General features: G+C 74.0%; 11 protein-coding genes. 4 read left to right on the top strand and 7 right to left on the bottom strand.

What is annotated here, in order from left to right; translation table 11 throughout:
- Nucleotides 1-120 precede the first annotated feature (120 nt).
- Together AB0E67_RS14550 and AB0E67_RS14545 are read right to left on the bottom strand one after the other, a co-directional pair.
- The gene (locus AB0E67_RS14550) at nt 121-1,572 is read right to left on the bottom strand and encodes an aminotransferase class I/II-fold pyridoxal phosphate-dependent enzyme (protein ID WP_362025739.1); all 1,452 of its coding nucleotides are present in this window, start codon (nt 1,570-1,572) and stop codon (nt 121-123) included.
- 140 nt (nt 1,573-1,712) lie between these two features.
- Nucleotides 1,713-2,564, bottom strand: a complete 852-nt coding sequence (locus AB0E67_RS14545) for an SMP-30/gluconolactonase/LRE family protein (protein WP_362025736.1) — start codon at nt 2,562-2,564, stop codon at nt 1,713-1,715.
- A 319-nt stretch (nt 2,565-2,883) separates the two neighbouring features.
- Between AB0E67_RS14545 and AB0E67_RS14540 the strand changes: the two genes are divergently transcribed.
- The 3 genes from AB0E67_RS14540 to AB0E67_RS14530 all read left to right on the top strand — a co-directional run bounded on the left by AB0E67_RS14540 (nt 2,884) and on the right by AB0E67_RS14530 (nt 5,952).
- A complete protein-coding gene (locus AB0E67_RS14540) occupies nt 2,884-4,563 on the top strand; it encodes a phosphatase PAP2 family protein (RefSeq protein ID WP_362025733.1) in 1,680 nt (559 codons plus the stop codon).
- Nucleotides 4,564-4,764: 201 nt separating this feature from the next.
- The gene (locus AB0E67_RS14535; protein WP_362025730.1) at nt 4,765-5,574 is read left to right on the top strand and encodes a class I SAM-dependent methyltransferase; all 810 of its coding nucleotides are present in this window, start codon (nt 4,765-4,767) and stop codon (nt 5,572-5,574) included.
- A gap of 24 nt (nt 5,575-5,598) precedes the next feature.
- Nucleotides 5,599-5,952 (top strand): VOC family protein, encoded by a 354-nt coding sequence (locus tag AB0E67_RS14530; RefSeq protein ID WP_362025727.1) that lies wholly within the window; start codon nt 5,599-5,601, stop codon nt 5,950-5,952.
- Nucleotides 5,953-6,196: 244 nt separating this feature from the next.
- Here AB0E67_RS14530 and AB0E67_RS14525 read toward each other — a convergent pair whose 3' ends face one another.
- Complete coding sequence (locus AB0E67_RS14525; protein ID WP_362025724.1) at nt 6,197-8,227, bottom strand: DUF5107 domain-containing protein; 2,031 nt, start codon at nt 8,225-8,227, stop codon at nt 6,197-6,199.
- 263 nt (nt 8,228-8,490) lie between these two features.
- Between AB0E67_RS14525 and AB0E67_RS14520 the strand changes: the two genes are divergently transcribed.
- Nucleotides 8,491-8,877 carry a DUF6204 family protein gene (locus AB0E67_RS14520; protein ID WP_362025721.1) on the top strand — a complete coding sequence of 129 codons (387 nt, stop codon included), beginning with the start codon at nt 8,491-8,493 and terminating at the stop codon, nt 8,875-8,877.
- Here AB0E67_RS14520 and asnB read toward each other — a convergent pair.
- The 4 genes from asnB to AB0E67_RS14500 all read right to left on the bottom strand — a co-directional run bounded on the left by asnB (nt 8,870) and on the right by AB0E67_RS14500 (nt 14,801).
- Nucleotides 8,870-10,720 carry an asparagine synthase (glutamine-hydrolyzing) gene (gene asnB / locus AB0E67_RS14515; RefSeq protein ID WP_362025718.1) on the bottom strand — a complete coding sequence of 617 codons (1,851 nt, stop codon included), beginning with the start codon at nt 10,718-10,720 and terminating at the stop codon, nt 8,870-8,872. The two genes, AB0E67_RS14520 and asnB, sit on opposite strands and share 8 nt — an antisense overlap.
- A gap of 360 nt (nt 10,721-11,080) precedes the next feature.
- Complete coding sequence (locus AB0E67_RS14510; RefSeq protein WP_362025716.1) at nt 11,081-11,662, bottom strand: GNAT family N-acetyltransferase; 582 nt, start codon at nt 11,660-11,662, stop codon at nt 11,081-11,083.
- Nucleotides 11,663-11,835: 173 nt separating this feature from the next.
- A complete protein-coding gene (locus tag AB0E67_RS14505) occupies nt 11,836-12,825 on the bottom strand; it encodes an LD-carboxypeptidase (protein WP_362025713.1) in 990 nt (329 codons plus the stop codon).
- The gene (locus tag AB0E67_RS14500; protein WP_362025710.1) at nt 12,822-14,801 is read right to left on the bottom strand and encodes a prolyl oligopeptidase family serine peptidase; all 1,980 of its coding nucleotides are present in this window, start codon (nt 14,799-14,801) and stop codon (nt 12,822-12,824) included. Before AB0E67_RS14500 ends, AB0E67_RS14505 begins: the two co-directional genes overlap by 4 nt.
- Between the last annotated feature and the right edge of the window lie 39 nt (nt 14,802-14,840).

Raw genomic sequence — 14,840 nt, 5'->3', positions numbered from 1 at the left:
GCTGCACGGGTGCTGACCGGAGCCCGGTTCGGGCACTGGACAGAGCCGGTCCGGGCTCGGGAAGGAGCCGGTCCGGGCAGTGACGCCGCTGAACGGGTGTGGGGGCGCCGTCCGGTTCCGTCAGCGAAGGTCCGCGAGGGCAGCCTCGAAGCGCCCGAGGGCCCCGGCCACATGCGGTAGTTCCAGGGGGCGTTCGGCGGCGAGGGACTCCAGCTGCTGTTCGGGGGTCGTGCCGACCAGCGCTCCGGTGCCCAGCCGTACGCGCAGGGCCGCCAGATCGTCGCCGAACCGGTGGCCGCCGGGTGTCGGTGTCCCGAGACGCTCCGTCAGGTACTCCTCCAGCTCCAGGGAATCCGTCACCCCCCGGTCGGCCAGCCCGGACCTGAGCGGCCCCAGATCGGCGTAGAGGTGGCGTCCCGCCTGCGGGGGCCTGGCGAGCGCGCCCGACGCGAGGACCGCGCGATGGGCCGCCCCCGCGACCCGCGCATGCAGCGTCGCGGACCTGCGTACCCGTTCGGCGACGGCGTCCGGCCCCAGCAGCGCGTGGGCGCCGGCAGCGGCCACGGGGACGGCGACGAGCGCGCCCAGCGCGGTGAGGACGTCGAGCGTACGGGCATGGTGCACCACCCCCCGCCCGGTGTCCGGGAACCGGGCGATCGCGACCGGCCAGGCCGAGGGGGTCAGCGCCCCGGCGAGATCGCAGAGGACCGTGACGTCGTCCGGGCACATCTCCGCCGGACTGAGCAGGACCGTGTCGTGCGGCCGGTGCAGGGTGTCGCGCCAGGTCTCGTCGCTGACGATGTGCAGCCCTTCGGCGACCGCCGCCTCGCACGCCTCGCGCACGAGTTCCGGCGGGGCCACGGTCGCGGTCGGATCGTCGACGACGGAGATCAGCAGCAGCCGGGGCCTGCCGCCCTCCGCCCGCACCCTGCGGATGGTCTCCAGCAGCGCGTACGGATCGGGCACGCCGCCGCACTCGGCCGGTGTCGGCACCTGGTAGGCGGGGCTGTCCAGCAACCGGGCCTGCGGGATCCAGGTGGCCGTGCAGGGACGCGGCAGCAGGACGTCGCCGCCGTGCGCGGCGATCAGCGCGAGCAGCAGCGGCGAGGCGCCCGGAGCGGCGGCGATGTGCTCCGGGCCGCCGTGCAGACCGCGTCGGGCCCAGTAGGCGGTGGCGGCGCGGCGCAGGACATCGCCCCCACCGGTCGGTTCGGGCTCGCCGCGGCCGGCCGCGGCGGCGAGCACCTCGGCCAGCTCGGGCAGCACGGGCAGTCCGGGGTCGGGGGCGGGCGGCCCGTAGCGGACGGGACCGTGGTCCCCCCGGACGGAACGGGTACCACCCCCGCGCCCCGCCGGTCCGCTCCGGTCGTCCCTCCGCGTACGCTCCACGTCGTCGGCGCGCTCCGCCTCCCCGGTGCACTCCGCTTCGTCGACGTGCTTCCCGTCCTCGTCGATGTGTTTCTCGTCCTCGGTGCGCTCCGTGTGCTCGATGTTCTCGGTGTGCTCGGTCCGCTCCCGCGCCATCCGGGCCTCCTTCGCCGCCGCCCCGTCGCCGTGCCCGCCGTATGTCACACCCAGGGCCTTTATACGAGGCTTCGCCGGGGCCCGCCCGCCCAGCGGGGCCCGGCGGCCGGAAGCCGAGGTCCCGACGCGGTCCGGCCGGGCCCTGGCCGGCCGCCGTTCCGCGGCGCGGACTCGTGCCCCGACGGCGGTCAGCCGGCGAAGGGCGTCCCCGGCATGCCCTGCCCCGCGTCCGGCAGCACCAGCAGCGAGCCGGACAGCGGATGCGGGGCGTCCAGTCCGACGCGCGCCGAGGAGATGTAGAGGTCGCGCAGGTCCGTGCCGCCGAAGGCACAGGCGGTCGGACGCCTCACGGGCAGCTCGACGATCCGGTCCAGCGAACCGTCGGGCGTGTAGCGGCGCACCGCCGCGCCGTCCCACAGAGCGACCCAGACGGCGCCGTCCGCGTCGACGGTCAGGCCGTCGGGGAAGCCCGCGCCCTCCTCGATCGTGGCGAACGGGCGCCGGTTCACGGCGTTCTCGCCGTCGAAGTCGAAGACGTCGACACGGCGGGTGGGCGTGTCGACGTAATACATCAGCCGCTCGTCCGGGCTCCAGCCGATGCCGTTGCTGCACGCGACCACGGGCAGTACCGGGGTGACCCCGCCGTCGGGCGCGACGCGGGCGAGGCTGCCGCCGATCTCGGTCTCGTCGTAGCGCATGGTGCCCGCCCACAGCGCCCCGTCGGGCGCGACCGCCGCGTCGTTGCCCCGGCGCCCGGGCTCGGGGTCGTGGACCAGCCATCGGAACGCGCCGTCCGGGTCGTACAGGCCGATGCCGTCGCGCAGGTTGACCACGAGCCCCCCGCCCGCGCGCGGTTTGGCCGCGCCGACGTGCTGTTCGGTGGTCCGCACCGTGCGGTGGCCGGTCACCGGGTCGTAGGTGTGTACGCGGGCGGCGAGGATGTCGACCCAGATCAGCCGGCCGGCGGCCGGGTCCCAGGTCGGGCCCTCGCCCAGCTCGGCGTTCTCGGATACGGCCACGTCCAGGCGCGCGGAACTCATGTCTGCCCCTTGTGGAGTCTGCCCCTTGTGGGGTCCGACCGCGCCGCAGTCCCGCGGCGTCCGTGCCGGGGCCCGTCGGCCCCGCGCCCGGTCCGGCGGATCGCGGCTGCGGTCACGGAGAGTCCGGCCACGGGCCGGAATCACGACCACAGGGTAAGGGCCGCGGCCCGCACCCCGCACACGTGGCGCCGTCGGCGGACACCCGAACGGCACATGTACGGGGCCGTGCGGGCGGACGGCGGAACGTGTCGCACACGGCCCGGTGGTTCCGCGCGGTCGGGCGAGGTGTCACACGGCCGATCGGGGTATCCGCAGTCCCATGCACTCACCGCGTACGCCGTTCTGCGTTTCTCCGTCCGTCGCACCGCGTGCCTGGCTCCGCCACGTCGATCTCGCCGTGTTCAGGAGCCTGGCGCACCGGACCTGGCCGGGTGCCGAACCGGTGCTGCCCCGGCTGAGCCGCTGCGCCGACCACGGACTCCTCTGGTTCGGTGTCGCGGCGGGCCTGGCCGCACTGGGCGGCGGTGCCCGGGCGCGGCGGGCCGCGCTGCGCGGGGTCGCCTCGCTGGCCGTGGCGTCCGCCGTGACCAACACGCTCGGCAAGCGGGCCGTGCGCAGGGAGCGTCCGCTGCTGGACGCCGTTCCGGTGGTTCGGCAGCTCAATCGTCAGCCGTTCACCACGTCCTTCCCCTCCGGGCACTCGGCGTCGGCGGCGGCCTTCGCCACGGGCGTGGCCCTGGAATCGCGGGGGTGGGGCGTGGTCGTGGCGCCGCTCGCGCTCTCCGTCGCCGCCTCCCGCGTCTACACCGGGGTCCACTACCCGAGTGATGTGCTGGCCGGTGCGGCGCTCGGGGTGGGGGCGGCGCTGGCGCTGCGCGGGGTCGTTCCGACGCGCGCGCGGTTCCCGGCACCGGGCCGCGCGCCCGGTCGCGCACCCGCGCTGCCGGACGGCGGGGGCCTGGTCGTCGTGGTCAACGAGCGGTCAGGAACCGCGGCGACGACGGCATCACTGGTGCGCGCCGCACTGCCCGATGCCGAGGTGGCGGGATGCGCGCCCGACGACCTCCGCGCCGAGCTGGAGAGGGCGGCCGGACGGGCCAGGGCGCTCGGAGTCTGCGGCGGGGACGGCACGGTCAACGCGGCAGCCGCCGTGGCCCGCGCGCACGGGATGCCGCTGGCGGTGTTCCCCGGGGGGACGCTGAACCACTTCGCCCACGACCTGGGCATCGAGACGGTGGACGATGTCCGCGCCGCCCTGACCGCGGGTGACGCGGTACGGGTCGACATCGGCCGCTTCCGACCGGGGCCGAACGGCCCGGAAGGCACGGAAGGCCCGGAAGGCCCGAGCGAACCGGCCGCACCGAGCGAACCGGCCGCACTGGGCGAGCCGCCCGTACGAGGCGGATCGAACGGACCGAGCGGATCGGACGAACCGGTCGCGCCGGGCAGGCCCGGCGAACCCCGTGGGCCGTTCGGGCCGGGCGAACCCGTCGACGCGTACGGATACTTCCTCAACGCCTTCAGCCTCGGCGTCTATCCGGAGCTGGTGCGGATCCGCGAGTACTGGGCTCCCCGGATCGGAGCCTGGCCGGCGGGTCTGCTCGCGGCGTGGCGGGCATTGCGCGGTGACCGTCCGCTGGAGGCGGAGGTGGACGGGCGACGGCGCCCGTTGTGGCTGCTGTTCGTGGGCAACGGTCTGTTCCAGCGGGTCGGCCCGGCGCCGGGCCGTCGACACGGTCTCGCGGACGGTCTGCTGGACGTACGGATGGTGCACGCGGGACGCGCCCCCGGCCTGCGCCTGCTCGCGGCGGCCGTCGCCGGGCCGCTCACCCGTTCGCCCGTCCACGCGGCACGGCGGCGCCGGCAGGTACGGGTCGCGGGCCTGGCTCCCGGCACGCCCTACGCATACGACGGCGAAGTCGGGTATGCACGGGGCGAGTTGACGATCGACAAGCTGCCCGAGGCGCTGACGGTGTACTGCCCGGCCCCGAAGCGGTGAGGCATCCGCGACCAGGGCCGGCAAACGGAAGGGCGGCCCACGACAGCATCACCCTTTGCCCATATGGCGAGACACTCATCTCATAATGCGATCCATGTGCGTACGGTGTCATCACGGGGGCCTCGCCGCCCGCCGCTCTGCGCGCGGCCCGCCCCCGGGCACCGTGCTTCGCGCTGCGCGTCCCGAGGAAGGAACCACGCCATGGAGAAGCGGTCCGCCGTCTACACGCACGGCCACCACGAGTCCGTCCTGCGCTCGCACCGTTGGCGTACGGCCGCGAATTCCGCGGCGTACCTCGTCGGCGAACTCCGCCCCGGCATGACCGTGCTGGACGTCGGCTGCGGGCCCGGCACCATCACCGCCGATCTCGCCGCGCTGGTCGCTCCCGGCCGGGTGACCGCGGTCGACACCAATCGGGAGGTCCTGGACCGGGCGGCCGAGGTCGCGGCCGAACGCGGCCTGGATCGGATCGAGTTCGCGACCGCCGATGTGCACGCACTGGACTTCCCCGACGGCTCCTTCGACATCGTCCACGCCCACCAGGTGCTCCAGCACGTGACCGACCCGGTGCGGGCCCTGCGCGAGATGCGACGGGTCTGTCGGCCCGGGGGCGTCGTCGCGGCCCGCGACAGCGACTACGCGGCGATGACCTGGTATCCCGAGGCCCCCGGTCTGGACGCCTGGCAGGAGCTGTACGGCCGGGTCGCCCGCGCCAACGGAGGGGAGCCGGACGCGGGCCGTCGGCTGCTCTCCTGGGCCCGGAAGGGCGGTTTCACCGACATCGTTCCGACCGCCGCCGCCTGGTGCTTCGCCACCCCGGAGAGCCGCGCGTGGTGGAGCGGCCTGTGGGCGGAGCGCACGGTCGGCCCGGCCTACGCGGAGTCGGCCGTGGCGGGCGGTCACGCCGACGCCGGGGAGCTGGCCGCCATCGCCTCGGCCTGGCGGACGTGGGGAGAACGGGACGACGCCTGGTTCATGGTCCCGCACGGCGAGATCCTCTGCCGGGTCTGATATCCGCCAACTACCCTGTCCCGCATGGACATTCTGGGAACCACGCTGCGTATCTGCGTCGACGACCTGGAGGCCGCGGTGGCCTTCTACGAGGACCTCACGGACAGCTCCGCGCTGCGCTTCGAGCGCGGCGGGGTGTCGGTCGCCGCGATCAGCTGCTTTCTGCTGATGAGCGGACCCGAGTCGGAGCTGGAGATCCTGCGCAAGGTCACGGCGACGATCGCGGTCAAGGATGTCGACGCGGCCCATGCCTCCCTCACCCGGGTCGGTGCGCGGGTCATCGCGGGTCCGGTGCCCACACCGGTGGGCCGCAACCTGATCGCCGTGCATCCGGACGGCTCCGTCTTCGAGTACGTCGACCGGACCGTGGGCGCCTGAGCGGCGCTCGCCCCGCGCCACGACCACCGGCCCCACCCCACGGGGCCGGAAGCCGCCCACGGGCCCGGAGAACACCGGGCCCACAACCACCGGACCGGACACCGCCGAGCCGGAAGCCGCCGGGTCCGCGCCCGTCCCGGCGGCTCGTACCCGGCGCTCCCTCACCTCGAGCACCTCGTGCCCCGGGACGCCTGATGTCCTGGCAGGCGGCAGGTCCCGGAGCACATCACGTCCCGAGACGCCGTCACGTCCTGGGACGCATCCGGTAGTCGTACCGGTCCGGCAGTTCCTCGTCGGTGACCGCGGACCACACCTCGTCCAGGATCTCCGCCCCCTCCCGCAGATCGGCGACCTCGAAGCCCTCGTCGAAAACTGCCCGGGCGGCGGTACGGTCGCCCTCGGCGATCAGCAGCCGGGCCTCCAGCAGGCGGAAACGCCCGCGCCTGCGGACCTCCGGGGGCAGCCCGGCCCACACCTCCCGGGCCGCCTCGGGACGCTCCGCCGCCAGCAGTGCCTCGATCGCCTCGCGGCCGAGCGCCGTCACAGCGGCCGTCCGGGCCTCGCCATCGACGTCGTCACCACCGACGCCGTGGCCACCGGCATCGCCGTTGCCGGCGCCGTCACCGCCGCCGGGACGCTCCGCGCCCAGATCGTCGAACGCCTCCGCGTAGAGTCCGGCGGCCCGTTCCCGCTGCCCGCTCTCCCCCGCTGCCACGGCGAGGCAGCGCAGCAGCGGCCAGCGGGACGCGGCACGGGCGAGCCCCCGTTCCCAGCTGCGGACCGCCTGGGCGCGGTCACCGGCGTGCCACTGGGCGACACCGAGGTGGTATTCCGTGAGCGGATCGGCGGGGGCCGTCTCCAGCATGTCGCGCCAGTGCCGCGAGACCAGGGAGGGGCCGGGCGGGGCCAGGCGGCGAGGCTCGGGGAGACTGCCCCGGTCCAGCAGCTCCAGCCAGGGCTCCTGCTGCTCACCGAGGGTCGATTCCACGAACGGGGTGCCCGGCAGCCGGTATCCGCCGCGCCGGACCTCCAGCGCGCCCCACCCGGAACCGGTGGCGAGCGACTCGCCGGGCTCGGTGTCGGCGCAGCGGAGCCACGCGGTGTACGCGGCCTCGGCATCGGCGCGCGGCAGTCCCTCGGCGAGCCGCCGCTCGGTCTCGGCACGGGCCCGCGCCCAGTCGTCGCCGTGCACGGCCCCCGGGTCGGCGGACAGCGGCCCGTAGGACTCCAGCCAGCTGAACTCGGCGCCCGGTTCGAGGGGTACGTGCTCCAGCTGGGTCCGGGCGAGGCCGGCCTGGATCTCGGCGTAGCCCGTGGTGCCGGGTTCGGTGAGCCATTCCTGCCAGCGCCGCCCGCCGGGGCCGCTGCCCCAGAGGAACAGCTTCCGGCCCCTCAGCAGGTCGGTCGACGTCTGGACGAGACCGTGCCCGTGCTCGTCGAGGGAGGCGATCCAGCGGCGTGCGCCGTCGGGCACCTCGTAGAAGTAGTCGGCGGGGAAGTCGCTCCGGAGCGGATACGTGCGGTCGACGGAACCGGACACCGGAACCGGGACACGGGTCAGGGCCCGCTCGTAGCCGAAGTGCCACGCCTCGTCGGCCGGGGCCAGGACGCGGGTGCGTTCGCCCTCGGGGACGGCGATGTTGGACCACCAGTAGACGGGTGCGGTGTGCTCGTGCGGGTTGCGTATCCGCACGCCGACATGGAGGAAGTCGGAGTCCTCCGGCAGCCACAGGTCCACCTGGAACGGCAGGTCGCGCAGCCGTTCCCACTCCCAGAGCCGGATCATGTCCCCGCCGTCGGGCGCGGGCACACGGGCGGCGTGTACCGGTGCGCAGGAGAGGGTGGTGTGGCCGGTGGCCCCGATGTTCCATTCGATGCCGCCGGAGAACCAGGCACCGTTGAGCGCGAAGTCGGCGGGCTGCAGCACCGGGTTGGTGTACAGGAGTTCGCGGCCGGTCGGCTTGTGGTGGAGGGAGTGGACGCGGCCGCCGAACCCGGGCAGCACGGTGGCCCTCAGCCGGTCGTTCTCGATGACGATCGCGTCCAGCGCGGTGGGGACGCGCTCGCGTCCGTACCCGTCGAGAAGGCGCACCGGTAGCACGGTGGACAGTGGCTCGTAGCCGACCTGGCGCGCCATGTCGCCCGGCAGTTGGGCCCGGACCCGTTCGTCGACGACGTGTGTCTCGTCGAGCGGACGCAACGCGGGCAACGGGTTCTCCGGGCCCAGCGGTGCGGCGGGCAGAGTCAGTACGGCACGTCGTACGGTCGTGGCCAAGGCAACCTCGCTCCCTCACGCGGGCCGCCGCTGGTCCGGGCGCCCCCGTCGACCATGGAACACGCTGGACGGCGGCCCGACCAGGGCTCCGCCGCCCGGCTCGGGAAAAGACCGGAAGCTCACGGCCCCCGCCACGGACCGAGCCACCGCCCCTCCCCGGGGGCGGCCCCACGAATTCCGTAGTGCGCCGCGCCCCGTCTCCGTACCGTTGGCCGTTCATGAGCGGAAGCTCTTCACGTACGGAAGACGGAGCGGGAACCACGATGAGCACCCAGCACACCTACCGAGTGATCGTGCGCGGCACCTGGCAGGGCCTGACGGAGGAGGCACGCGCCCGCCTCCTGTCCGAGGTGGACCGACACGGGCTGGACGCGATGCAGTTCACCGAGGCGGGTTCGCTGTCGTACGACCGGGTGCTCAAGCACTTCAGCATGCGCTTCGTGGTCGTGTCGGACGCCGCGGACGGCGAGGAGATGGCGTCCGCGATCGCCGAGGACCGCGCCGAGACCCGGTTGAGGGAACTGGGGTACGGCCACGGCGAACTCCGTTCCACCGCGACGGACATGGACACCATGAAGATCAATTACAAGGGGCGGCGGTCGGACGGGCCGGCCGCCGGGCGCCCCGCCGTCGGCGAACGGCTCAGCTGAGGTCCACCTCCGGCCGGTACATGTCCAGCCACGTCGCCAGGTCCAGGGTCCGTTCCAGGCCGCGCCGGGACGCTCCGGTGACCTGGGGGGCGGTGCGTTCGTCGGCCGCCTTGCTCAGCCGGTCGCGGTCGATGAGCTCGAAGACCCGGTGGTCCGGTTGCGCGAGCAGGTCGCGGGCGTGTTCCTGGAGGGCGACGGCGTACTCCGGGTCCTGCGTCGACGGGTAGGGACTCTTGGTCCGTTCGTACACGGACCGGGGCAGCACGTCCGCGACGGCTTCGCGCAGCAGGCTCTTCTCGCGGCCGTCGAAGGACTTCAGCGCCCAGGGTGTGTTGTAGACGTACTCGACGAGCCGGTGGTCGCAGAACGGCACCCGGACCTCCAGGCCGACGGCCATGCTGGCCCGGTCCTTGCGGTCGAGCAGGACACGCACGAACCGGGTCAGGTGGAGGTGGCAGATCCGCCGCATGCGGTACTCGAAGTCGCTCTCGCCGGTGAGCCGTTCGATGCCGGCGACGGCGGACTCGTAGGAGTCGCGGATGTACGACCTGAGGCGGAGGGCCTGGTGCACGTCGTCGCGGAGCATGTCCGCGTCCTCGCCGAAGTGCTCGCTGTAGTGGACCAGCCAGGGGAAGGTGTCGGTGCGGCGGGCCTCCTCGTCGAAGAACTGGAGGTAGCCGCCGAAGACCTCGTCGGCGGACTCGCCGGACAGTGCGACGGTCGAGTGCTCGCGGATGGCCCGGAAGAGCAGGTAGAGCGAGGAGTCCATGTCCCCCAGGCCCATCGGCAGGTCGCGGGCGCGGATCACCCGGGCGCGTACGTCGGGGTCGGCGAGGGTGTCCGGGTCGAGCACGATGTCGCGGTGGAGGGTGCCCGCCTGCCGCGCCACGTCGTGCACGAACGGGGTGTCGGGGGTGGTGCGCAGCGCGTCGGCGACGAAGTTCTCGGTGCGTCCGACGAAGTCGACGGCGAACGTGCGGACCTTCTCGCCGCTCTCGGCGAGCCGCCGGGCGGCGAGGGCGGTGACCGCGGACGAGTCGAGGCCGCCGGAGAGCAGGATGCAGCGGGGTACGTCGGAGACCAGCTGGCGGCCCACGATGTCGTCGAGCAGCGAGCGCACGGTGGTGATGGTGGTGTCGCGGTCGTCGTGGTGCGCACGGGTCTCCAGCCGCCAGTAGACGCGTCGGCGCAGGCCGTCGCGGTCCACGGTGACGACCGTGCCGGGTTCCACCTCGCGCATGCCGTCCCACACGGCGTGCCCGGGGGTCTTGACGAGGCTGAACAGTTCACGGAGCCCGTCCAGGGTCACCCGGGGCCGGGCCAGCGGGTTGGCCAGAATGGCCTTGGGCTCCGAGCCGAACAGCACTCCGTCGGGCGTCGGCCAGTAGTAGAACGGCTTGACGCCCATCCGGTCGCGGATCATGACGAGCTTGTCGTGACGGCCGTCCCAGACGGCGAAGGCGTACATGCCGTTGAGGCGTTCGGCGACGGCCTCGCCCCACTCCAGGTAGCCGTGCAGCACGACCTCGGTGTCCGAGTCGGTGGTGAACCGGTGCCCGCGGCCGGTCAGCTCGCCACGGAGTTCGGTGAAGTTGTACGCCTCGCCGGAGTAGACGAGGGCGACGTCCCCCTCGGACGTGGAGACCGACATGGGCTGGCGTCCGCCCGGCAGGTCGATGATCGCGAGCCGGCGGTGCCCGAGCCCCGCGTGCCCGTCGGTCCAGGTCCCCCGGTCGTCCGGGCCCCGGCAGGCCATCGTCTCCGTCATCGCGTCGAGCGTCGCGGCCTCCTCGGGCGCCCGGAGATCACGGTCGTAGGAGACCCAGCCTGCGATGCCACACATACGCGTCCTCCCGATGCGGTCCCGGCCGGGAAGCGGTCGTACGCACGGGGCGCCCCGGCGGGGGGCGTGCCGTGGGCGAGGGCCCGGCGGAACCGGTTGCGAACCAGTTGTATTGAGCAGCTATATGACGAGGCTCTGCCTCCGGCCGCATGCGGTCAACACGGGTGTCGCGCCGACGGGTCCGATCCCTCACGCTTTCGGCCGCCGCTTTCCCGTTCCTATACGGATTCCCGTGCTCCGCGGCCCGTGGAATACGGCCTCGCGGGCCTCGGTGGCACTCGGATCCGGCCACGGGCAAAGACTTCCCCAATCCGTTCGGCCGGTGGAGCGGGTCGACGGCTGGCCCGGGGCGGGGCCCGGTCAGCCCGCCGCGCGCCGAGGCATCCCGGCCGTGATCGCCCACCGCTCGTGGTCGCGCCAGGCACCGTCGATGAGGAGGAAGTCCGGCGAGAACCCTTCGAGGCGGAATCCGGCACGCGCGACGAGCGCCAGGGACGCCTCGTTGCCCGGCTGGATGTTGGCTTCGAGGCGGTGCAGGCCCAGCGGGCCGAAGGCGTGGCGCAGGACCAGTTCCAGCCCCTCGCCCATCAGGCCTCGCCCCGCCGCGTGGGCGAAGGCGCCGTACCCGAGTGCGCCGCAGCGGAACCCGCCGCGCACGATGTTGTTGATGTTGACGAATCCGGCGATCGCGCCGGGGTCGCGTCCGCCCTCGCCTTCGCGTCGGCAGACCAGGAAGCCGGCCTTCGTGGGGTCGTCGATCAGCCGTCCGGCGTACACGGCGTACGCATCGGCGTCGAGGGGCGGGAAGAGCCAGGGACGGTGCAGGTCCCGGCTCTCCCGCGCGCGGGTGGTGAACTCTTCGGCGTCCGCCCGGCGGTAGGGGCGGATCGCCGCGCGGCGCCCCTCGGCCAGGAAGTCGGTCTCGGCTTCGGTTTCCGGCATGCGGTCAGGCTAAGAGGTCGCGCGCACAGGTGGGGCGGGGGAAGGAGCGGGGCCAGGCGCCGTCGGGGGCGAGGGTGTGGGCGGGGCCCGGCGCCTCCCCGGTCCGGCCCGCAGCGGGGTGCCGCGGGCCGGACCGGGTGCGGTCCTCCTCGGCGGAGGCCGGGAACGAACGGTCAGATCAGCGCGGGCACCTCGGTGGTGAGCGTGGCGGGGCCGCCGTCGGCGGGCGCGTCCAGCACGGCCGGCACACCGAGCGGAATCGTCAGCCCCGTCGGCCCGTGCCCGAAGCCCAACTCCTCCACGACGGGCACGCCCAGCGCGCCGAGCCGGTCCGCCAGGACGGCCCGCACCTGCTCGTAGGGCCCGCAGCCCTCCCAGGAACCGCAGGCCACGCCGGCGATCCCGGCGAGCGCCCCGGCCCGCAACAGGTGGGTGAGGATGCGGTCGACGCTGTACGGGTCCTCGGTGGTGTCCTCGATGACCAGCAGTCCGCCCCGGGCGGAGGTCCGGGCGTGCGGGGTGCCGATGCCGGCGGCAAGCAGGCTGACGCAGCCGCCGAAGGTCACGCCGCGCGCCGTGCCGGGCACCAGCGTCCGTGCGCCGGGCAGCCCGAGCGTCCGCACCGTCTCGGGCTCGAACAGGGTGGCCCGCAGGGACTCCTGGGTGTCCGGGTCCTTCAGGAAGGTCTCGGTGCCCACCATCGGGCCGTGCAGGGTGGCGAGGCCCACGCGCTCGGCGAACGCCTCGTGGAGCACGGTGATGTCGCTGTAGCCGATGAACACCTTGGGCCCGGCGGCGCGCATCGCGGCCCAGTCGACCAGATCGACCATGCGGTGCGCGCCGTAGCCGCCGCGGGCGCAGATCACCGCGTCGACCGAGGGATCGCACCAGGCCTCCTGGAGGTCCCGTGCCCGCGCCTCGTCGGCGCCCGCCAGATAGTCCAGCTCAGGATGGACGGCGCGCGCATGGGGCGCCTCCACCGGTTCGAGGCCCCAACGGCGCAGGATGTCGAGCCCTGGCTCCAGGCGGTCGGCGGGGACGGGTCCGCTCGGCGACACGACGGCGATCCTGGCGCCGGGGCGCAGCCGGGCGGGGCGGGTCAGGGGTTCGAGCGTCCGCGGTGCGGGCTTCCGCTCTTGGGGGATGCGTGCTTCGGGGGTCACCGCTTCAGCTCCAGAGCCGGTACGTCGGGGCAGTCGAATCCGAAGGTCTGTGCGTACAGGGAGAGTTCGGCCTCCAGGGCACGGATCATGGTGTCGGCGCGGCGGAATCCGTGCCCCTCCCCCTCGAAGGCGAGGTAGGCGTGCGGGACGCCGCGTCCTTCGACCGCGGTCAGGAACCGTTCGCACTGGACGGGCGGGCAGATCGGGTCGGCGAGTCCCTGGAGCAGGAGGAAGGGTGTGTTCAGTCGTTCGGTACGGCTGAGCGGGGACCGTTCGCGGTAGCGTTCCGGGACCTCGGCGATCGGGCCGACCAGGGACTCCAGGTAGCGCGACTCGAAGTCGTGGGTCTCGTCCGTGCCCCAGCCGGTCAGGTCGAGGACGGGGTAGATGATCGTGCCGCAGGCGTAGACGTCGGTGCCGGTCAGCGAGGCGGCGGTGGTCCAGCCGCCCGCGCTGCCGCCCCGGATGGCCAGGCGGCAGGGGTCGGCCGTGCCCTCGGCGGCCAGGGCCCCGGCGACGGCCGCGCAGTCCTCGACGTCGACGACGCCCCACTGTTCGCGCAGCCGGTTGCGGTAGTCCCTGCCGTAGCCGGTGGAGCCGCCGTAGTTGACCTCCACGACGCCGATGCCGCGCGAGGTGAAGTACGCGATCTCCAGGTCGAGTACGAGTGCGGCGTGCCCGGTCGGACCGCCGTGCGCCCACACGACGTAGGGCGGCAGTTCGCCCTCGGGACCGGTCCGCCCGGGGTTGCGCGGCGGATGGACGTGGGCGTGGATCTCCCGGCCGTCGGGTCCGGTGAAGGTGCGGGACTCGGGCCGCGGGTAGTAGGCGGGGTCGACGGCGTCCTCGTGCGGTGTGCCGATGACGCGGGTGCGGCCGGTCGCGGTGTCCAGCTCCACGACTTCATAGGCGCTGGACGGACTCGCGGCGATGCCGACGATGCGGCTGCCGTGCGCGGCGAGCGAGGCGGCCCACGCGGTCCAGGGCCCGGCGACGTCGGTGAGTTCACCGGTCCGCGGGTCGAGGATGCCGAGGGTCGTGGTGCCCGTGCCGTGGACCGTGGCGACGAGGCCGTTGTCCAGCGGCCGGAACCAGCGGCAGCCGATCGTCCAGAGCGGGCCGGCGAACTCCTCCTCCCGGGCGCACAGCGGCACGGCGCCCCCGTGCGGGTCGGCGCGGTACAGGTTCCACCAGCCGCTGCGGTCACCGGCGAACAGCAGCGATCCGTCGGCGTCCCACTCGATCTGCGGGATCGACTCCTCGGGGCCGCCCGCGAAGCTGCGGACGTCCCGGAACGTGCCGCCCTCGGTGACGTCGGCGAGCATCACCTCCGTGCCGTCCCACGGCATGCGCGGGTGGTCCCAGGCGATCCAGGCGGCCCGGCGCCCGTCGGGCGAGAGCTTCGCCCCGGTGACGAACCGGTGGCCGTCGTCGGTGAGTTCGCGGATCGCCGTGCGGTCGTCGGCGGCCGAGCCGTCCAGGGGGACGGCGGCGATCACCCGGCGCAGGTCGGTGGGCGCCTCGCCGGTGAACTCCTCCAGCACGCACCACACTTCGCCCCTGTGGAGGTGGAGGCTCGGATCGACCCAGCGCAGCCCCCCGCCGACGGCACCGACCGGGGTGAGCGGCCGGGGGCCGCCGGGCTCGTCGGGGGCGTACGCGTACAGCCGTTGGTCGGCGAAGTCGACGAAGACGACGAGCGGTCCGCCCTCGGCGCGGGCGGCCCCGGCCCAGGGCTGTCCGCCGTACTCGACGACCCGGCTCCGTACGTTCCACGGGGCGGGCAGCACGCTCGCGGTCGTCCCGTCCGCGCGGCGGCGGACCAGGGCGCGGCGGCCCGCCTCGGCGGGGCGCGGTTCCGTCCACCACACCTCGTCGCCGACGGTGCCGACGTGGTCCGGGCGGCCGTCTCGGGAGGCGGCGAGGGCGGCGTCGATCGGTGACGGCCATGTTCCGTGGGCCCCTGTGGGCAGCATGTTCACATCCCCCTGTAGCGGGTCGGGCGGTGGTGGCGG

It is taken from the genome of Streptomyces sp. NPDC032161, from assembly GCF_040636995.1.
Lineage (GTDB): Bacteria > Actinomycetota > Actinomycetes > Streptomycetales > Streptomycetaceae > Streptomyces.
The sequence above is the reverse complement of the archived record's forward strand: the minus strand, read 5'-3'. Positions and strand labels throughout refer to the sequence as shown.